This window comes from Pseudarthrobacter humi, assembly GCF_024294965.1.
GTDB classification, from domain to species: Bacteria; Actinomycetota; Actinomycetes; order Actinomycetales; family Micrococcaceae; genus Arthrobacter; species Arthrobacter humi.
Map to the genome: position 1 here is coordinate 301,838 of NZ_JANCLV010000004.1, position 19,104 is coordinate 320,941.

Here is a 19,104-nt window from a genome sequence, read left to right on the forward strand (position 1 = left end):
CCCGTGCCACCGGGGCACACCCACACCCCCACCCAGCAGCAAAGGCCACCCCATGCCCAACCACCACGCCCAAAAACCCACCCTCCGCCTCAGCCGCAACGGAACAGAACCCCTCGAAATCCAACTCGAATCAACAAACCCAGTCACCGTCCAACTACAACTGGACAGCCCCTGCACCTGCCAACACCCCACCCAAAACCGCCCCGGCTCCTACATCGACAGCGACCCCGGCACCCACTAACGCCAACAGCAACCACCAAGCGGCATCAGCCCCAAAAAACCATGACCGTTCAGCTGGGCATCCCAGTACTCCACCGGGCCAGAAGCCGGTAACCCCGGACTGCAGTGCGGCATACAAATGAAGCGCCCGACGGCGGCAGGAGACTGCCGCCGTCGGGCGCTTCTTGTGTAGCTGCCGTCAGACTGTCAGACGGCACCCGAGGTGAGTACGCGCCTGACGTCGTTCTCATCCGGGTAGGCGGCCTGCGTTCCCTTGCGGGTGGTGGCGAGTGCGGCGGCAACCGAGGCGAAGGCGGCGGCGTCAGCCAGCGGCGCACCGGCCGCCAGGCGGGCGGCCACGGCACCCGTGAAGGCGTCGCCCGCGCCGGTGGTGTCCACTGCGTTGACCCTGACAGGTGCTATCTGGATCAACTGCTGCCCGGCAGGGGCCAGCGAATCCAGTACCACGGAGCCGTGGGCCCCCAGCGTGACGAGGACCCGCTGGAGTCCCCGCTCGGCGAAGCGGAGCCTGACCGCTTCCCAGTCGCTGGCGTCGGCGTCGCTGCCGGGAATTGCGGCCGAGCCGGGATTCCCGGCGGAGCCGAGGAACAGCGACGCCTCGTGGGCGTTGACCAGCAGGACGTCGGTCAGGTCCGCCAGCTGCTGCGGGATTTCCGCGTAAGGCGAGAGGTTCAGCAGGACTGTGGCGCCGGCGTCGTGCCCTGCCCGGGCGGCGGCCTCAACCGTGTCACGGCCAACCTCCAGGCAGAGGCAGACCACCGCGGCGCCGTCGAACGTTTCCGCCGCGGCGGCGACGTCCGACGGCGAGAGGGTGCCGTTGGCGCCTGCCGAGATGATGATGTTGTTCTCGCCGTTGGAATCCACGGCGATGACGGCGACGCCGGTGGCCTCGGTTGCTGAGGTCCGCACGCCGGAGATGTCCACCCCGGCGCGGGCGGCGGAGGACAGGAGCATGTCGCCGTTGGCGTCCGCACCGACGGCGCCCACCAGGCTGACGGACCCGCCCAGGAGGCTGGCGGCGACGGCCTGGTTGGCGCTCTTGCCGCCCGGGTTCACGGCGAAACCGTTGCCGTGCACCGTCTCACCGGGCAGCGGCAGCCGCTCGCAGTAGATGGTCAGGTCCGCGTTCAGGGAACCGACGACGACGATCCGGCCTGGGGTGCCGGCTGTTGCGGAACTCATTCGGTCACCTCAGCCTCGACGGGCTTGGGGATGAGGAGCGAGGCGGCGAAAGCGGCCACCGTGATGACCAGGCCCGTCACAACCACGGAGAGGTAGGACGCCTGGGCGTCGCCGAGGGCCGAGGTGGCCACCAGCACGGCCGGCAGCACCAGGAAGCTCAGGCCGGCCCCCAGGTTGAAGGCGCCCGCGTTCATGCCGGGAAGGAACCCCGGGTTTCCGGCGGGTGAGAGGACAACTCCGAGTCCGTTCAGCATGATGTTGACCGTACCGGCGTACATGATGCCCAGCAAGACGGTTCCGGCGATCATCATGGGGAGGCTGCTGAGTCCGAAGAACGCGATGATGGCCAGGGCGGCGATGCTGCCCAGCATGCCGATCCGCAGGACCTTGGTGTAGCCGAGGATGGGCGCGAGCCTGCCGCTGAGGGGACCCACCAGCCAGCCGAGCAGGGCGTACGGGGTGAGGATGATCAGTGACATTTCGGTCGGGCCGATGCCGAATCCCGGATCCGCGGCCTGCACGTACGCCGGCACGATCCCGTTGATCACGGCGAAGATGCCGGTCATGGTCAGCGTGGTGGTCAGCAGCGGCGCCCAGGTGGAGCGCTGGCGCAGGTGGATGGTTTCCACCATGGGCTGTTTGGCGCGCTTTTCCACGGTCCAGAAGCAGTAGAACGCGACGGCGGCGACCACCACCAGTCCGATCGCCAGCAGGAGCGTGCCGGGTGCGAAGGCGCCCACCAGCTTGGAGCCCTCGTTGAGGGCGGTGAGCAGTGCACCCACGGCGACGACGATGAAGAACACGCCCAGCCAGTCCATGGAGGTGCCGGCGGCCGGCTTGCTCTCGCCGGCGAGGAAGGCGATCAGGGCGGTGGCGACGACGGCCAGGACCACCATGAGCCAGAAGATGCTGCGGAACCCGAAGTGTTCGGCGAAGTAGCCGCCCACAAAGGAGTCGACGCCGGCCACGCCGCCGTTGACGGCGGTGATGAGGCCCATCAGCGTCCCGTATTTGCGCGGGTTGCTGACGGCGGAGCGCAGCATGATCAGGCACAACGGCACGGTGGGGCCGCTGACGCCCTGGATGATGCGGCCCACAAAGAGCCAGGTCACGTCGGGGGCCATGGCCGCGATGACCGAACCGACGGCCATCAGGAGCATCATGCCGATGAGGATCTTCTTCCGGCCGATGATGTCGCTCAGGCGGGGCAGGAAGAGGGAGAACAGGGCGGCCGCGGTGAAGAACCAGGTCTGGGAGAGGCCGATGACGGCCTGATCGGTGTTCAGTTCCTTGCCCATGGTGACCAGGGCGGGGCTGAGCATGGAGGCGTTGAGCTGGAAGGCGACGCACGCGGCCAGCAGGGCGACCATCAGGGCAGTAACGTTGCCCCGGCTGGTCTTTGCCTCAGTGAGGGTGGCGCTCATCTACTTGCCTCCCGTGGCTGCTGCAAGGCCGGCGGGTTCAGCGGCGGCGGGAGTGCCGACTGTTTCTGTCAGAGGTTCCCCAATCCGCACCAGGGCATCCGTGACCAGGTCCCAGAAACGGGCGTGGTCCAGGTCAACGGCCACGGAGGTGGTGCAGTCCTCCGGTGCGGGGGCGCGGAAGTCGGCCACGGTCATGCCGAGCGTCAGTGTGCCCTGGAGTTCAATGTCCACCGGGACCTTGCGGGTGGTGACGATGCTGGGATCGATCACATAGGCCACGGCGCACGGATCATGGACGGGCGGGAAGTCAAAGCCCTGGGCGTCCTTGTAGGTCTGGGTGAAGAACTCCATCAGTTCCATCACGAACTTGGCGGGCTTGGTGCCGACGGCGGCGATCTTCTCGACGACGTCCGGGGTGGCGAGGGCCTGGTGGGTAAGGTCCAGGCCAACCATCACGACGGGCCACTTCTCGTTGAACACGATGTGGGCGGCTTCGGGGTCGATGATGATGTTGAATTCGGCCACGGCGCTCCAGTTGCCCACGTGGTAGCCGCCGCCCATCAGGACAACTTCCTTGACGCGTTCCACAATGCGCGGTTCCTTGCGGGCTGCCAGCGCGATGTTGGTGAGGCCGCCGGTGGGGACCAAAGTGACCGTGCCCGGTTCGTGGGCCATCACGGTATCGATGATGAGGTCGACGGCGTGGCGCGGGTCCAGCTCGATGGTGGACTCGGGCTGTGCCGGGCCGTCCATGCCCGTTTCGCCGTGGATGGACGGCGCGGTTTCGATGGTGCGGACCAGGGGCCGGCCGCATCCTGCGGCGAAAGGCACGCCGGTGATGCCGGCAATTGTCCCGACGGCGAGCGCGTTCCTGGTGACCTTTTCGAGCGTCTGGTTGCCCACCACGGTGGTGACGGCCAGCAGATCAATGTCCGGGTTGCCGTGCGCGAGCAGGATGGCCACGGCGTCGTCATGCCCGGGGTCGCAGTCAAGAATGATTTTCCTGGGGCCGGGTTTCATCGGTTTGGATTCCACGTTAAATCTCCACGTCATTGGGGCCTGCCGAAGCAGCGGCCGAAAGTATTCACGGAGATCATGACACCTGCCCAAGCCACGCGTCAAGCGCTTAACGTAGCCGCACGTCAAACGCTTGACGCATTTGACGAACGAGCAGTTCAGGCCACGCGGTTCAGGCCACGGGCAACAGCGCCTGCGGCGGCGCCGTGGATTCGCGGATGACGAGGTTCGTGGCCAACTCCACCCTGCGGGAGTCCAGGGTCTCGCCGCGCATTTGGCGCAGGATGAAGCGCAGCGCGGCCCGGCCCATCTCCTGCAGCGGCTGGGCCACGGAGGTCAGCGCGGGCACGGATTCCTCCGCCTGGTACGTGCCGTCAAACCCCACCAGGCTCAGATCCTCCGGCACCCGTACGTTCTGGCGCCGCGCCTCGGCAAGCGCACCCAGGGCAACGGTGTCATTTGCCGCAAATACTGCAGTGGGCCGCTCATCCAGCTGCAGCAGTTGCTTCATGCCCCGGACCCCCGCCTCGGACCTGAAGCTGCCCTGCACGATGTAGCGATCGTCCACCGGGACGTTCCTCGCCCGCAGGGCGGCCAGGTAGCCGTGGAGCCGGGCCTGGTTGCATTCGGCACCATCCGGACCTCCCAGGTAGGCGATCCTGCGGTGGCCAAGATCCAGCAGGTGGGACGTTGCGTCCTTGCCGCCGGCCCAGTTGGTGGCGCCGATGCTGACCACATTTCCGGCCGGGGGGTTGAGCGGATCAATCACCACCGTGGGCACTCCCCTGCGGTTGAAGGCATCAAGCTGGGGCTCGCTGAAGGCGGAGGTCACCACGATCATTCCGCAGCGCCCCTCGTCCACAATCCGGCGGGCGCGCTGCTCCGGGGTTAACCGCGAAGGCCCTTGCCTGCTGGTGACGTTCAGCAGCACTTCAATGTCCGCAGCGCCGGCCGCCTCCAGGATCCCGTTGAGGACTTCGATGGAGTAGGCGGAGTCCAGGGAATCGAAGACCACCTCCACCGCCTGCCGGCCCGCAAGGTTCCGCCGCTGCTGGACCGGGGACTTGTAGCCGGTCCGCGCCAGCACGGCCATCACCTTGGACCGGGTCTCCGCCGCCACGTCATCCCGGCCGTTGATGACCTTCGAGACTGTGGGCGCGGAAACGCCGGCCTCCCGGGCAATCGCTGCCAGGGTGAGCTTTCCCTGCTGCTCGACGGCGGTCATCTAGTTCTCCTTGACTTTCGAAACATTTCGCTCCGCCAGTTTTGCAGCAAGCCGCAGGCTGCGTCAATGCATTACTGAAATTTATTGCACAAAATGCCTTGACGCCCAATTGTGATGTCCGTTACCTTTGTTTCACTCAACCGAAAGCATTATCGAAATATTTCGAAGACTTTAGGTGAAACAAACTCCACTCACAGTGCTGCCTCTTTCCTGAGGCTGGACTTCTGAACTCACACCGGGCGCTCAGTGACGACCCCCGAAGGATGGACGGAAACCATATGTTCAATCGAAAGCTGCGTTCCACAGCCCTGGCTGCCGCACTGACGCTCTCCCTGGCCGCCTGCGGTTCCAGCGGCCCCGCAAATGTCAGCGCGGATTCGCCCTCGATGTGGGGGCTGACCGGCGGGAACCAGGCCAATACCCAAAAATCCATCGACGCGTGGAACACTGCGCATCCCGACCAGTCCATCAAACTCGACTTCTTCGCCAACGATGCCTACAAGACCAAGGTGCGCACCGCCATCGGCGCCGGTGAAGGTCCCACTTTCATTTACGGCTGGGGCGGCGGCGTTCTCAAGTCCTACGTTGACTCCGGGCAGATCGAGGACCTCACGGACTTCATTGCGGAAAACCCGGAGGTCAAGGACCGCTACCTGCCATCCATCATCAAGAACGGCCAGGTGGACGGCAAAATTTTCGCCCTGCCCAACAACAACGTCCAGCCGGTTGTGCTCTATTACAACAAGGAACTGTTCGAGAAAATCGGCGCCCAGCCACCCAAAACCTGGAATCAGCTGATGGCCCTCGTGCCGAAGTTCAAAGAGGCCGGGGTTGCTCCCTTCTCGCTGGGCGGCCAGTCCAAATGGCCGGACCTGATGTGGCTTGAATACCTGGTGGACCGCATCGGCGGACCCGAGGTTTTCAACAAGATTGCAGCCAACAAGCCCGATGCCTGGTCAGACCCTGCAGTGCTTGAATCCCTGACCAAGATCCAGGACCTGGTCAATGCGGGCGGCTTCATCAATGGCTTCTCCTCGATCGCGGCCGATTCCAACGCGGACCAGGCCCTGCTCTACACGGGCAAAGCTGCGATGGTGCTCCAAGGCGGCTGGATCTACCAGGGCATGAAGAAGGACGCGCCGGACTTCACCAAGGGCGGCAAGTTGGGCTTCACCACATTCCCCACCGTTGACGGCGGCAAGGGCGATCCCGCCAACATCGTGGGCAACCCGTCCAACTTCTGGTCCGTCTCCTCCAAGGCCACGGACAGCCAGAAGGCAGCCGCCCTTGAGTACATCAAGAACGGGATGTTTACCGATGCGGACACCCAGACCCTGATCGACTCCGGTGCAGTGCCGGTGGTCAACGGCATCGAAAGCAAGCTGGAAGCCTCACCGGACAAGGGATTCCTGAACTTCGCGTACGGCCTGGCCAAGAACGCTCCCAACTTCCAGCTCTCCTGGGACCAGGCACTGAGCCCTGCGCAGGGCGACGCGATGCTCGCCAACCTGGATCAGATCTTCCTGAACAAGATCACCCCGGAGCAGTTTGTCGCAACGATGAACGCAACGATCGGAAAATAGCTGTGTCAGTTACCACCGGTACTTCCCGACGGACCCTGGAAAAGGGTCCGTCGGGGTGGCTGGCCGCTCCAGCCCTCGTCTTCTTCCTCCTCTTCGCGATCATCCCGTTGTTCGGCGTGCTGTTCCTCAGTTTCACGAGGTGGGACGGGCTGGGCGAAATCACGCTTGATGGGTTCTCCAGCTGGACCACGGTCCTGACCGATCCGATCACTGGCAACGCACTGTTGGTGACAGCGAAGATCATGTTCTTCTCCTTCATCGTCCAGGCACCGATCAGCCTGCTGCTGGGCGTCTTCACGGCAGCAGGCCATAAGTACCGGGCAGCGCTTGCCGTCCTGTACTTCGTGCCCCTGTTGCTCTCCTCGGCCGCCGTGGCCATCGCGTTCAAGGCACTGCTGGATCCCAACTTCGGGCTGGGTCCGGGCCTGGGGCTGCCGTTCCTCACGCAGGACTGGCTGGGCAATTCGGACCTGGTGCTGTTCGTCGTCGTTTTTGTGATCGCGTGGCAGTTCGTGCCGTTCCACACCCTGATCTACCAAGGCGGTGTCCGGCAGATCCCCACATCGTTGTATGAAGCCGCGCAGATCGATGGCGCGGGGCGCATCCAGCAGTTCTTCAGCATCACGTTGCCGCAGCTGAAGTACACCATCATCACCTCCTCCACGCTGATGGTGGTGGGCTCACTGGCCTACTTCGACCTCATCTTCGTCCTGACCGCCGGCGGACCCGGCTATGCCACCCGCCTGCTGCCCCTTCACATGTACCTGACCGGGTTCAAGGCCAACGACATGGGTGCCGCGAGCGCACTCGGCGTCATCCTTGTGGTCATCGGCCTGGCCCTGGCCCTGCTGCTGCAGCGACTTGGCGGGAAAAACCGCAACGACAGCCAATTGGAAGGTGCCTGATGGCCACCGAGATTCAGCTACCCACGTCTCCTGCCGCCGTCGTACGCCGTCCGGGCAGCGCAGGGCGGCGGCCCAACAGCCGCACCGCCCGCACTGCCCGGCAGCGGCCCAACTTCCTGGGTGGCCTGGGCGGCTGGGCCTGGCTGGCCTTCATCATCATTCCCGTGTACTACGTGGTGGTGACCAGCCTGAAGAACCAGGCCGGATTCTTCACATCGAACCCCATGATGCCGCCCACCGAGCCGACGCTGGACAACTACAAACTGGTCCTTGAGAACGACTTCGCCAAGTACTTCACCAACAGCCTCATTGTGACCGTGGGCAGTGTGGTGCCGGGACTGTTCGTGGCGTTTATGGCCGCCTACGCGATTGTTCGTGGCAAGGGCAGGTTCCTGACTTGGACCAACAACCTCTTCCTCCTCGGCCTGGCCATTCCGCTGCATGCCACGATCATCCCGATTTACTGGATGATCACCAGGGCCCATCTCTACGACACGTTGCTCGCACTGGTCCTCCCGTCCATCGCCTTCGCGATCCCCATCTCCGTCCTCATCCTGTCCAACTTCATGCGGGATGTGCCCAACGAGCTGTTCGAATCCATGCGCCTGGACGGCTGCTCAGACTGGGCGATGATGTGGCGGCTTGCCCTTCCCATGACCAAGCCCGCTGTCATCACCGTGGGCATCTACAACGCCCTCCACGTGTGGAACGGCTTCCTTTTCCCGCTCATCCTGACGCAGAGCCCTTCCACGCGGGTGCTCCCCTTATCGCTATGGACATTCCAAGGGGAGTTCAGTGTCAACATCCCCGCTGTGCTGGCATCCGTGGTGCTCGCCACGTTGCCGCTGCTGGTCATCTACGTCATCGCCCGGCGCCAGCTGCTCAGCGGCCTGACCGCCGGGTTCAGCAAGTAACCCGAATTCTTACGAAAGGAAATCAATGACTTCCGCAAAGCCATTGCGCGTCGGTATGGTGGGCTACGCCTTTATGGGCGCCGCCCATTCCCACGCATGGCGGACAGCACCCCGGTTCTTTGACCTGCCGCTGGAACCCCAACTGACGGCTGTAGCCGGCCGGAACGAAGATGGCGTCCGCGCCGCGGCCAACAAGCTGGGCTGGAACTCCGTGGAGACTGACTGGCGGCGGCTGATCGAGCGCGATGACATTGACCTGATCGACATCTGTACTCCTGGCGACACGCACGCCGAAATTGCGATCGCCGCGCTCGAGGCGGGCAAGCACGTGCTGTGCGAAAAGCCGCTCGCCAACTCCGTGGAGGAGGCGGAACGGATGACCGTTGCGGCGGAGGCGGCCGCCAAACGCGGGGTGTTCTCGCTGTGCGGCTTCAGCTACCGGCGGACCCCCGCGCTGGCGCTGGCAAGACGGTTCGTGGAGCAGGGCAGGCTCGGAACAATCCGTCACGTGCGGGCGCAGTACCTGCAGGACTGGCTCTCAGACGAGAACGCACCCATGACGTGGCGCTTGGACAAGAGCAAATCCGGTTCCGGTTCCCTCGGTGATATCGGTGCGCACAGCATCGACGCGGCGCAGTGGATCACCGGACAGAAGATCACCGGCGTTTCGGCCCTGCTGGAAACATTTGTTGCTGAGCGTCCATTGGCCGGCGATCTTGTCGGCCTGGGCGGACACGGCGATGCGGGAAATGATGCGCCGCGAGGTTCCGTCACCGTCGATGACGCCGCGATCTTCAGTGCCCGGTTCGACGGCGGACCCATCGGCGTCTTCGAGGCCACCCGCTACGCGTTGGGCCGCAAGAACGCGATGCGGCTCGAATTGAACGGCACCAAGGGGTCGCTGGCTTTCGATTTCGAGGAAATGAACGTGTTGTCCTTCTACGACGCGGCCGAATCCCCCGATGCCGGCTTCCGGCGGATTTTCGTCACCGAGCCCGAGCATCCGTACGTCGGCAACTGGTGGCCCACCGGCCACGGTTTGGGCTACGAACACGGTTTCACCCACCAGGTGGTCGACTTCGTCACTGCCATCGCGGAGGACCGCCAGCCAGAACCGTCCTTCGCCGATGCCTTACAGGTCCAGCAGGTGCTGGCCGCCGTCGAGGACAGCGCAGCAAACTCCAGCCAATGGCAGAAGGTCTAGGACGTTGAGTACAGAACACGGAACCCCAGCAAAGGAAAACCCATGACAGACAAAAAGACCGCACTCGTGGTCCGTGGCGGCTGGGATGGACACCAGCCCATAGAGGCCACAGAGCTTTTCATCCCGTACCTGAAGGACAACGGCTTTGACGTCCGGGTCGAGGAATCCCCCAATATCTACGCCGATGCCGACTACTTGGCCGGCGTTGACCTCATCATGCAGTGCATGACGATGTCCACCATCGAGAAGGATGAATTCGAGGGCCTGCGGGCCGCCGTCGAGAACGGAACCGGCCTGGCCGGCTGGCACGGCGGCATCGCCGACTCCTACCGGAACACCTCGGACTACCTCCACCTGATCGGCGGACAGTTCGCCTGCCACCCCGGCAACCACCCCGACCAGCGCACCGGCGAACAGTCCGACAACTACGTCCCGTACACCATCAACATGCTTCCCGCCGCGGAAACCCATCCCATTACCCGCGGCATCGGCGACTTCGAACTGGTCACCGAACAGTACTGGGTGCTGGCCGACGACTACGTCGACGTCCTCGCCACCACCACCCAGAAGGTCCGCGCCTGGGATCCCTGGAACCGTGAAGTGACCTCGCCGGCCATCTGGACCCGGCAATGGGGCCAGGGCAGAATCTTCGTCGCCACTCCCGGGCACCGCGTGGAAATCCTCCAGGACCACAACGTCCGCACCATCATCGAAAGGGGCCTGCTGTGGGCAAGCCGTTGAAAGTAGGAATCATTGGGTGCGGGGCCATCATCGCCCAGTACCTCACAAACTTCCGGCGGCTCGATGCCATCGAACTTGTTGCGGTGGCAGATCTGGATCCGGCCCGCGCGCAGGCGGTCGCGGATGACTACGACGGCGTCCGGGCGCTCACGGTCGACGAACTGATCGCCGCCGATGACGTGGACCTGGTGCTGAACCTGACCATTCCCGCCGCCCATGCCGAAGTGGCCCTCAAGGCAATCGCCGCGGGAAAGAGCGTTTACGGCGAGAAACCGCTGGCGGCCACGACTGGCGAGGCCCGCCAGGTACTGGAAGCGGCGCGCGCTGCCGGTGTCGCCGTCGGCTGCGCCCCGGACACCGTCCTCGGAACCGGCATCCAGACGGCCCGCAAAGCGATCGACGACGGCCTCATCGGTTCCCCCATCTCGGCCACCGCCACGATGGTCACGCCCGGCCATGAACGTTGGCACCCTAACCCGGATTTCTACTATCAGCCCGGCGGGGGCCCGCTGCTGGACATGGGCCCGTATTACGTCAGTGCATTGGTTAGCCTGCTGGGGCCGGTGGTTTCCGTGACCGGGGCGGCCAGCCACACGCGGACGCAGCGGACCATCGGGTCTGGTCCGCGGGAAGGCGAGGTGATCCCGGTCAACTTCGACTCGCACGTGACGGGAATCCTGGTCCACGCGAACGGGGCGCTATCCACCCTGGTCATGAGCTTCGACGCCGTCAAGACCAGGTCCTCCAACATTGAGATCCACGGTGAGCGCGGCTCCCTGGTGGTTCCGGACCCGAACCACTTCGCCGGTGACGTGGAACTGTTCACCCTCGGCGACGACTCCTGGACGACCCTTCCGGTCTCGGCCGGGTACGTGGACTCCGGCCGGGGGTTCGGCATCGCCGATCTTGCGGCGACGCCGGAGGGTGAAGAACCGCGCGCCGGCGGCCGGCTGGCTTATCACGCCCTTGAAGTTATGGAATCGGTGCTCGAGTCGGCCCGGACCGGAGCCATGGTCCCGATCCAAAGCACGGTTCCACGACCGGAACCTGTGCCCCTCACCGCATCGCCGGATGACGCCCGCGTTCAGGAGGTCAGTGCATAGGTTCGCGGGTGCAATGCGGAACGTCCCGGCCTATTACGATCGACGTATGGAATCCGCGGAACAGGTGCAGCAGTCCGTCCGCCCTGGGCGGATCACCGCCGCCATGGTCGCGGCCCGCGCCGGCGTCTCGACGGCGACCGTTTCCCTGGTGGCCAACGGCAAGACTGCCGGCCGCGTCTCCGAGGACAACATCGCCCGCGTGCAGGACGCAATTTCCGAGCTCGGGTACGTGGTGGACGGGATCGGCAGCTCATTGGCCAAGGGCGTCAGCTCCATCGTGATCCTCGTGTCCCCGGACATCTCCAACCCGTTTTTCGCCAAGGTGATCGCCGGTGTCCGGGAGTCACTCGGGGCTGATTACCAGCTGCTGTTATCCGTCACTGCGGCCGGCGAGTTCCCGCAGGCGGGCGACGTCAGGAAGCTGATGGCACTCCGGCCGGCTGGCCTGCTGGTGGGTGCCCCCAACGCCGAATTCCTCGAAGAACTTTCCGCCGCCGGCCCCGTGGTCCTGCTCGATGCCCCGGGGCTGGAGGCCTACGCCCCATCCGTGAATCTGGACGTTGCGCACGGCGCGCGCCAGCTTGCCGCGCATCTGGCCGGGACGGGCCACCGCCGGGTGGCCTACGTGGACAGCGTCACCGGCACGGCCACGTTTGCTGTCCGCCGCGAAGCCTTCCTGGACGAGGCAGCGGCACACGGAATAACCGTGGAGCCCGGCCACATCATCAGCACCACCATCGACGTCGGCGCGTCCGCCGCCGCGTTCGCAGCCGCCTGGCCGGCATGGCATCAGGCCGGGGTCACCGCCGTCGCCTGCTGCACTGACACGCACGCCTACGGCGTGCTGCAGGAAGCACGGGTGGCAGGCGTGCAGATCCCGGGCCAGCTGGCCATCGCGGGCTTCGACGATCTGCCGTACTCCGCGACGAGCAATCCCAGCCTGACCAGCGTGCACCTGCCGGCTACGTCACTGGGGCTGAAGGCCGGCGGGCAGCTGCGCCGGCTCATGGAAGGCCACCGGCTGGAGCAGCCGCAGCTGACGCTTGAAAGTTCCCTGGTGGTCCGCAACTCCACCTCGGCATAACACTGTGCCGGCATGACAACCCGCTGTCACACCCCCGCCGTAAGCTGGTGGCATGCCGAGTAACTGGGACAGCCTGGACATCAGCCTGCGTGAATCCGTGCAGGAGAACGTGGAGATCTACGAGCGCGTCCGCCCTGCCCTGAAGCTGGTCACCAAGGACGTTCTCCACATCCTTCGCGACATGTTGAAGGACACCGAGGTCACGCCGCTGTTCGTCACCGGGCGCACCAAATCAGTGGAATCGTTCCGGGAGAAGATCTCCCGGATTGAGGAACCGCTGGAACCCGGCGGCCCTCCGGTACTGAAGTTTCCGGACCCGTTCCGCACCCTCAACGACATGGTGGGCGTGCGTGTTATCACCAAGCTGCCCGCGGAGAATGCGTTGGTGGCCAACATCATCAAGCGCCAGCGCCAGGTGTTCGACTGCCGCGGCGACCGCGAGAAGGACATCGGCTCCATCGAGTCCGGCACGTACGGCTATTCCAGCCGCCACCTCATCCTGCGCACCATCCAGAACGAGGCCGTCAAGGATTACCAGCAGGCCTTCAACCCGGACATTCCGGCCAACGGCAGCTACTTCTTCGAATGCCAGATCCGCACGGTCTTCGCCCACGCCTGGAGCGAGATCGAGCACGACATCCGTTTCAAGGCCGAGGACCCCCGCGCCTGGACGCCGCATTTCGACCGCCAGTTCACTGCCACCGCCGCCATGCTGGAAACCGTGGAAAGCGCCTTCGCGGACCTGCACGAACGCTACGAGGAAGTCCGCAGCTACTGGGACCTGGACGGTGAAGGCGCCGCGCAGCTCACTCCCAACCGGATCCGCGACGTCTGGCGCACGCTGCTGCCACACGTGGACCGCAAGGTGGATGACGACTGGGGCTGGGCCGCTGAGCTCATGGCCGCCCACGGCCTCAACCAGACCGTCCAGCTGGCCGGCCTGCTCAGCGCCCAGCGCATCACCGAGGTCCGCAAGGCGCTGGACCACCGATACTCCCCCGGCCCGGACCGCCTGCTGGATGACCTCCTGCTCTGGCAGTACGGCACCAAACACATCGACCTCACCGCAGAGGCGCCCGACGCCGTGCCGCACCCTCGGCGCGACAGCCTCCTGCGGCGGCTCAAACAGATCGAGCGCTACCGCCTGGCCAAGTCCGAGTAGGTCAATCGCGGCGCCGCAGGATTATTGGGCACCACCGACATTCAACTACCCTTGACTCATGGTGGAGGCTGTTGTAGACGGACCTCCGATGCTCCCGGTTCCAGCCCCGCGGCAAGATCCGGCACCTGTTTTTGCCCCTCTCTGACAAGGATTCCGCCATTTCCACGGACGCATTCTTCGCCACGCTCACCCGGATCCGCAACGTCATCCTGCCGGCGGCCGCACGGTCCTGGCTGAACACACCGCGGGGGCTCCTCACAGGCTTCATCCTGGTGCACCTGGGATTCCTGATTTTCGCGGCGCTGCTGTCCCTGCGCGGCGAGGCCTTCAGCGACACCTTCATTTACCGCGAGTGGGCCCGGGCGGGTTTTGACGAAACCCACCTCAGCGGCGGCCCCAGCCCGTGGGTGTACCCCATCCTCGCGCTGATCCCCATGGCGCTGGCAGGCCTTGCCGGCCCCGGACCGTTCTTCTTCCTCTGGGTGCTGATGACCACCATCCTCAACGGCTGGGCCTTGGCCAAGCTCACGGACCGCGGCCGCAACCAGGACGCCATCCCGGCGGCTTGGTGGTGGCTGATCTTCACACTGCTGATGGGCTGGCTCGGCTTCGCACGCGTGGACGGCCTCACCGCACCGATCGTCCTGGTGGCCCTGGCCTATGGTGTGGGCCGGCCGTTTATCGCCTCGGTCATTCTCGCCGCCGCGACCTGGGTGAAGGTCTGGCCCGCCGCGGTCATGCTGGCCCTGTTCGCCGTGGTCAAGAACCGCCTGCTGGTGGTGCTGGCGGGCGTGGCCACGTCAGCCGTGGTGGTGGCACTCGCCGCCGCAGTTGGCAGTGTGGCCAAGCTGCTGAACTTCCTGACCCAACAGGGTGACAGGGGCATGCAGCTTGAGGCAACATTCACCACCCCGTGGCTGTGGCTGTCCGTCCTGAACATCGGTGACTCCCGGATGTACATGAACACCGATATCAACTCCATGCAGGTGGACGGCCCCGGCACCGCGGTGATGTCCGTGCTGATGCAGCCGCTCCTCATCCTTGCCGCGCTGCTCGTGGCCGGCCTGACCTTCTGGGCGCTGCACAACGGCAAGCTCAACAGCAACGGCAAGGCCGACGGCGGCGTGGACCGTACCGAGCTGCTGCTGGCCGGGGCGCTCACCCTGGCCACCGCCTTTGTGGTGTTCAACAAGGTGGGCTCCCCCCAGTTCATGGTGTGGCTGGCCCCGGCCGTAGCGGTGGGCCTGGCGCACAGCTGGCGTGAGTGGCGGGTCCCCGCGGCCATGCTCATCGCCATCGCCGCGGCTACCTTCTTCATCTACCCCCTGTTCTACGATGCCCTCAGCCACAACAACCCCCTCATGGCGGGCGTGCTGACCATCCGCAACGTCCTCCTGGTGGTCCTGTTCCTGTGGTCGGTCCGGCGCCTCTACTCGCTGGGCAAAAAGACTTCAGCGACCGTCCCCGCGCTCAAGGAGTCCTGAGATTTCCACGAAGTTCTTCGACCGGCTGGTCAGCGTCCGCAGCACCGTCCTGCCCGCGCGCGTGGTGGACTGGTTCGCCCGTCCGTCCAGCGTCTGGTGGGGCTTCGCAGTCATCCACCTGTATTTCCTCGGCTGGATGGCGTCCTTCTTCCTCCACGGCGATACGTTCAGCGACACCGAGCAGTACCGCCAGTGGGCCATGGACGGCTACAACCCGGACAGCCTGGACGGCAAGATCAGCCCCTGGGTGTACCCGGTGCTGGCGCAGATCCCCATCTTCCTCGCGAACATTGCCGGACCCAGCCTGTACCTCCTGTGCTGGTTCCTGATCATCACAGCCCTCAACGCCGTCGGGCTTGCCTTCCTGACCCGCGGACCGCGGAAGGTGAAGGGCATCGCCCCGGCCTGGTGGTGGCTGTTTTTCACGGCCTTTATGGGCTACCTCAGCTTCGCCCGGGTGGAGGGCATCACCGCCCCCATCGTGCTGATTGCCCTCCTGTACGCGGCCGAACGCCCCGTGGTGGCAGGGATCCTGCTGAGCGTTGCCACGTGGCTCAAGGTGTGGCCGGCAGCGGTCCTGGTGCCCATCGTCATCGCCAGCCGGAAACGGATCCAGGTGCTGGCCTCCGGCGTGGCGGTCACCGCCGTCGTGGGCCTGGGCACGTACCTGTCGGGCGGGCTGCCGCACATCATGGACTTCCTGACCAACCAGGGCGAGCGTGGCATGCAGCTTGAAGCCACGTTCTCCACGCCGTGGGTGTGGCTCAGCGTCTTCAACATCGCCGGGTCCAAGATGGCGGACAACACGGCCATCAACTCCACCGAGGTCTACGGCCCCGGCGCCGACGTTGCCGCGTTCCTGATGCAGCCCCTGCTGATCCTCGCCGCCGTAGTGGCCGCCGTCCTGCTGGTCAGGGCACTGAACCGCGGCGCCGAGCGGGAAGAACTCTTCCTCGAAGGCGCGCTGATGATGACCACGGCGTTCATCGTGTTCAACAAGGTGGGTTCGCCGCAGTTCATCATCTGGCTGGCGCCGGTGATCATCGCCGGCCTCACGCACGACTGGGAACGGTGGAAGGTCCCGGCCGCGCTGCTGATGGGAATCGCCGTCACGACGTTTGTGATCTACCCGCTGTTCTACACCCCCCTCATCCACGCCCACCCGGTCATGGCCGCCATCCTGACCACGCGCAACGTGCTCCTGGTGGTGCTGCTGTGGTGGTCGGTGAAGCGGACCGCGGAGCTCGGCCGGAAGTCGCAGGCGGTCCCGCAGGCCAAGACCGCTTAGGGCCACTGGCCTCCGGGCTAACCGACCCCTGGCTAGCGGGCGCCGCGGCGCTGGTCCAGCAGCCAGCGCCAACCACGCCGGGCCCAGTCCAAGGGTTTACCCTCGATCAGCAGCTTCCGCGTGTGGATGTCCAGGACCAGCAGATAGAACGTGAACAGCAGCGCCGTCACGAACGCCAGCGACGACGCGTCAATGGGCAGCTCCACAAAGGACCAGACCGAAAGCTGGTCCTGCGCGCCGAACACCACAAAGAACGTCACACCCACGTACAGGCACCGAATCTGCCAGTCGTTCCGGATGCCCGTGACGGCCAGGAACGGCAGGAACCACAGGATGTACCAGGGCTGGATGATGGGCGAAAGCATCACGACCGCGGTAAACGCCAGAGCCAGCCGGCGCACCGCCCGCGAGTAGTCGCCACGGAACATCAGCAGCAGCACCAGCCCGATGGCCGCCCACTTCATGCCGGTCCGCAAGAGGTCCGCGATGGTCCCGCCCGGCAGTCCCAGCACGTTCCCCAGGAACTCAGCCTGCTGCCCCAGGAACCCTGACGGCGAATAGCCGGTGTACCCCGGCGTCGGGTCCATGATGGCCCACACCCAGCCCAACCCGAGGTTGTAGGGGATCCCGCTCACTGCCAGCACGGCGAAGCTGATTCCCGCCGTCGCACCCCAAATGAGGAACTTCCGCGTCCACGAGGCGGCTGGCCCGGCCCACATGACCCCGATGAACGGGAGAAGCAGCACGGTGATCGGCTTGATCCCGATGGAGGCAGTGACCAGCAGGATTCCGGCCAGGTAGCGCTTCGTCGCCGCGAAGTAGACACCGGCGACGGCGAGGCCCACCATCAGCGCGTCGTTGTGGGCGCTTGCCACGAAACTGATGAGGAACAGCGGGTTGGCCACCGCGATCCAAAGTGCCCGAGCGCCGTTAATGCCGTGCAGTTCGGCCAGCTTCGGCACGTAAATGACGCAGAGCAGAACCCCGACGCCGGCGATCAGGCGGAACAGCAGGACGGACACGTCGGGCTGTGCCCCTGTCAGCTCCACCACGCCGCGGGCGAGCCACAGGAAGTAGGGCCCGTAGGGGGTCCGGTTCTCGGCCCAGGCCGGATCCGCGCCGAGGGCAAACCAGTTGTTGAGTGTGGAAATGCCCACGGCGTACGGGTTCTGGCCTTCCATGACCAGGCGGCCCTGGCCAGTGTAGGCGTAGACGTCGCGGGAGAAGATGGGGACGGCCAGCAGGAGCGGCAGGGACCAGGCGGAGATGGCTATGACCACCGAGCGCAGCGAGTGTTCGCCCCAGTCGTCCAGCCGCTGGCCCAGCCGCAGCCAGGACCGCATCAGGAGCATCGCCCCCACCGTCAGGAGCACAGTGGACAGCGTCACGCCCCAGCCCTCGGTGCGCAGCGCGATGACCACCGGCTGGCGGATCATGGGTGAGCCGTTGGCGATCCAGCCCGTTCCGATCGAGCCCACAAACATCATGAGGGCGCCCAGGAACCCCTGCCAGGTGGCGATGTACGCCCGGCGCTTCGTGGGGGGAGTTAGGGCGGGCGCAGACGTCTCCGGGAGTTCCGCCGCAGTCTTTTTCGACGGACCCGGGACGCTCTCCGAAGTGCTGATGTGTGAACCGCCTGCCGTCATGTCTTGTGTGGTCCCCTACTTACGTTACGGCGCTGGCTGGACTAGCTATAGGCCGGTCTACAACCCAGTCATTTTAGCAGTTGGCTTAGCGCGTACCCCAGACTTGTAACGGCGGCCGTGCCCCCTCTTTCGCAATGATGCGTCGCGCCGCCCCATCCCCGCCCATGAATGAAGCCGCCGCTACCGGCATCACCGCCATGATTTCCGCCGCCACCGGCGCCGTCGCCCTGGTCATCGCCCCGCTGATGCGCAGCCATGGCCTGGACCACCTGATTGCGGCGGTGATCCTGGCCGGCGTTTTCCAGATCCTGCTGGCGCTCCTCGGCGTCACCCGGTTGATGCGGTTCATCCCGCGCTCGGTGATGGTGGGCTTCGTGAACGCCCTGGCCATCCTGGTGGGACTGCCCAGAATTACGACGGCGGTGCCCTCACCTTTGGTGGCCATCGTGGTGCTCACCGTGTTTGCCGCGCTGGCGGGCGTGGATGTGCCCACCGTCCAGGACAAGGGCCAGCTGCCCGAGAGCCTGCCGTCGGTGTTTGTCCCCCATGTCCCGCTGACGTGGGAGACGTTCCAGGTCCTCGCGCCGTTCTCGCTGTCCATGGCCTTAGTGGGGCTGCTCGAATCGCTGATGACCGCCAAGCTGGTGGACGACATCACGGACACACGCTCCGACAAGACCCGCCATTACCTTCGACTGGCACTCCATCGCCCCGCGGACCCTGCGCCGGATGCCCAAGTCCGAGACCGCCGTCATGGTGATCACTGTGGCAGTCGTATCGGCCACACATAACCTGGCCATCGGCGTCGGGGCGGGCGTGCTGGCGGCCACGGCGCTGTTCGCCCGGCGGGTGGCGCACTGTGGCCATGCGGGAACGGCTGGCGGGGAAGCTGAACTGACGGG

Annotated in this window: 16 protein-coding genes and 1 pseudogene; 12 read left to right on the plus strand and 5 right to left on the minus strand. The window is 65.3% G+C overall.

Annotation, left to right across the window (positions count from 1 at the left end; translation table 11 throughout):
• The coding region (locus NFC73_RS08620) for a hypothetical protein (protein WP_254749331.1) at positions 1-241 on the plus strand (241 nt) is incomplete at its 5' end.
• A gap of 185 nt (positions 242-426) precedes the next feature.
• Here the strand turns inward: NFC73_RS08620 and NFC73_RS08625 are convergent.
• From NFC73_RS08625 to NFC73_RS08640, 4 genes are all read right to left on the minus strand, one after another.
• Positions 427-1,422 (minus strand): ribokinase, encoded by a 996-nt coding sequence (locus NFC73_RS08625; protein ID WP_254749333.1) that lies wholly within the window; start codon positions 1,420-1,422, stop codon positions 427-429.
• Positions 1,419-2,846: a uridine transporter UriT gene (uriT, locus tag NFC73_RS08630; protein ID WP_254749335.1), complete on the minus strand. Its 1,428-nt coding sequence runs from the start codon at positions 2,844-2,846 to the stop codon at positions 1,419-1,421. The genes NFC73_RS08625 and uriT overlap by 4 nt, the downstream gene beginning before the upstream one ends.
• Positions 2,847-3,866, minus strand: a complete 1,020-nt coding sequence (uriH, locus tag NFC73_RS08635) for a uridine-preferring nucleoside hydrolase UriH (protein WP_254749475.1) — start codon at positions 3,864-3,866, stop codon at positions 2,847-2,849.
• Between the two features lie 169 nt (positions 3,867-4,035).
• Positions 4,036-5,088, minus strand: coding sequence for a LacI family DNA-binding transcriptional regulator (locus tag NFC73_RS08640; protein ID WP_254749337.1), 1,053 nt, complete (start codon positions 5,086-5,088; stop codon positions 4,036-4,038).
• Between the two features lie 278 nt (positions 5,089-5,366).
• Here NFC73_RS08640 and NFC73_RS08645 point away from each other — a divergent pair, with 278 nt between their 5' ends.
• The 10 genes from NFC73_RS08645 to NFC73_RS08690 all read left to right on the plus strand — a co-directional run bounded on the left by NFC73_RS08645 (position 5,367) and on the right by NFC73_RS08690 (position 16,556).
• Positions 5,367-6,671 (plus strand): extracellular solute-binding protein, encoded by a 1,305-nt coding sequence (locus tag NFC73_RS08645; protein WP_254749339.1) that lies wholly within the window; start codon positions 5,367-5,369, stop codon positions 6,669-6,671.
• A gap of 2 nt (positions 6,672-6,673) precedes the next feature.
• Positions 6,674-7,576: a carbohydrate ABC transporter permease gene (locus tag NFC73_RS08650; RefSeq protein WP_254749342.1), complete on the plus strand. Its 903-nt coding sequence runs from the start codon at positions 6,674-6,676 to the stop codon at positions 7,574-7,576.
• Positions 7,576-8,490 carry a carbohydrate ABC transporter permease gene (locus NFC73_RS08655; RefSeq protein WP_254749344.1) on the plus strand — a complete coding sequence of 305 codons (915 nt, stop codon included), beginning with the start codon at positions 7,576-7,578 and terminating at the stop codon, positions 8,488-8,490. Before NFC73_RS08650 ends, NFC73_RS08655 begins: the two co-directional genes overlap by 1 nt.
• 25 nt (positions 8,491-8,515) lie before the next feature.
• The gene (locus tag NFC73_RS08660; RefSeq protein ID WP_254749346.1) at positions 8,516-9,694 is read left to right on the plus strand and encodes a Gfo/Idh/MocA family protein; all 1,179 of its coding nucleotides are present in this window, start codon (positions 8,516-8,518) and stop codon (positions 9,692-9,694) included.
• Positions 9,695-9,736: 42 nt separating this feature from the next.
• Positions 9,737-10,435 carry a ThuA domain-containing protein gene (locus NFC73_RS08665; protein ID WP_254749347.1) on the plus strand — a complete coding sequence of 233 codons (699 nt, stop codon included), beginning with the start codon at positions 9,737-9,739 and terminating at the stop codon, positions 10,433-10,435.
• Positions 10,420-11,538: a Gfo/Idh/MocA family protein gene (locus tag NFC73_RS08670; protein WP_254749349.1), complete on the plus strand. Its 1,119-nt coding sequence runs from the start codon at positions 10,420-10,422 to the stop codon at positions 11,536-11,538. The genes NFC73_RS08665 and NFC73_RS08670 overlap by 16 nt, the downstream gene beginning before the upstream one ends.
• A gap of 46 nt (positions 11,539-11,584) precedes the next feature.
• On the plus strand, positions 11,585-12,622 hold the full coding sequence (locus tag NFC73_RS08675) for a LacI family DNA-binding transcriptional regulator (RefSeq protein ID WP_254749351.1): 1,038 nt from the start codon (positions 11,585-11,587) through the stop codon (positions 12,620-12,622).
• A 52-nt stretch (positions 12,623-12,674) separates the two neighbouring features.
• Positions 12,675-13,784 (plus strand): GTP pyrophosphokinase, encoded by a 1,110-nt coding sequence (locus tag NFC73_RS08680; protein WP_254749353.1) that lies wholly within the window; start codon positions 12,675-12,677, stop codon positions 13,782-13,784.
• 131 nt (positions 13,785-13,915) lie between these two features.
• Complete coding sequence (locus tag NFC73_RS08685) at positions 13,916-15,268, plus strand: glycosyltransferase family 87 protein (protein ID WP_254749355.1); 1,353 nt, start codon at positions 13,916-13,918, stop codon at positions 15,266-15,268.
• A gap of 61 nt (positions 15,269-15,329) precedes the next feature.
• Positions 15,330-16,556 (plus strand): glycosyltransferase 87 family protein, encoded by a 1,227-nt coding sequence (locus NFC73_RS08690; protein WP_254749357.1) that lies wholly within the window; start codon positions 15,330-15,332, stop codon positions 16,554-16,556.
• Between the two features lie 32 nt (positions 16,557-16,588).
• Here the strand turns inward: NFC73_RS08690 and mptB are convergent, their stop codons facing one another.
• Complete coding sequence (gene mptB / locus NFC73_RS08695; RefSeq protein ID WP_254749359.1) at positions 16,589-18,202, minus strand: polyprenol phosphomannose-dependent alpha 1,6 mannosyltransferase MptB; 1,614 nt, start codon at positions 18,200-18,202, stop codon at positions 16,589-16,591.
• Between the two features lie 185 nt (positions 18,203-18,387).
• On the opposite strand from mptB, the pseudogene NFC73_RS08700 reads away from it, so the two are divergent.
• Positions 18,388-19,102: pseudogene (locus NFC73_RS08700) on the plus strand (SulP family inorganic anion transporter); the annotation flags it as partial.
• Positions 19,103-19,104: the final 2 nt, after the last annotated feature.

Excerpts from the sequence above, each read along its gene's own strand:
- NFC73_RS08645 (WP_254749339.1), top strand. The coding sequence starts at position 5,367 with ATGTTCAATCGAAAGCTGCGTTCCACAGCCCTGGCTGCCGCACTGACG.
- NFC73_RS08665 (WP_254749347.1), top strand. The coding sequence starts at position 9,737 with ATGACAGACAAAAAGACCGCACTCGTGGTCCGTGGCGGCTGGGATGGA.
- uriT (WP_254749335.1), bottom strand. The coding sequence starts at position 2,846 with ATGAGCGCCACCCTCACTGAGGCAAAGACCAGCCGGGGCAACGTTACT.
- uriH (WP_254749475.1), bottom strand. The coding sequence starts at position 3,866 with ATGAAACCCGGCCCCAGGAAAATCATTCTTGACTGCGACCCCGGGCAT.
- NFC73_RS08655 (WP_254749344.1), top strand. The coding sequence starts at position 7,576 with ATGGCCACCGAGATTCAGCTACCCACGTCTCCTGCCGCCGTCGTACGC.
- mptB (WP_254749359.1), bottom strand. The coding sequence starts at position 18,202 with ATGACGGCAGGCGGTTCACACATCAGCACTTCGGAGAGCGTCCCGGGT.
- NFC73_RS08660 (WP_254749346.1), top strand. The coding sequence starts at position 8,516 with ATGACTTCCGCAAAGCCATTGCGCGTCGGTATGGTGGGCTACGCCTTT.
- NFC73_RS08680 (WP_254749353.1), top strand. The coding sequence starts at position 12,675 with ATGCCGAGTAACTGGGACAGCCTGGACATCAGCCTGCGTGAATCCGTG.
- NFC73_RS08625 (WP_254749333.1), bottom strand. The coding sequence starts at position 1,422 with ATGAGTTCCGCAACAGCCGGCACCCCAGGCCGGATCGTCGTCGTCGGT.
- NFC73_RS08675 (WP_254749351.1), top strand. The coding sequence starts at position 11,585 with ATGGAATCCGCGGAACAGGTGCAGCAGTCCGTCCGCCCTGGGCGGATC.
- NFC73_RS08640 (WP_254749337.1), bottom strand. The coding sequence starts at position 5,088 with ATGACCGCCGTCGAGCAGCAGGGAAAGCTCACCCTGGCAGCGATTGCC.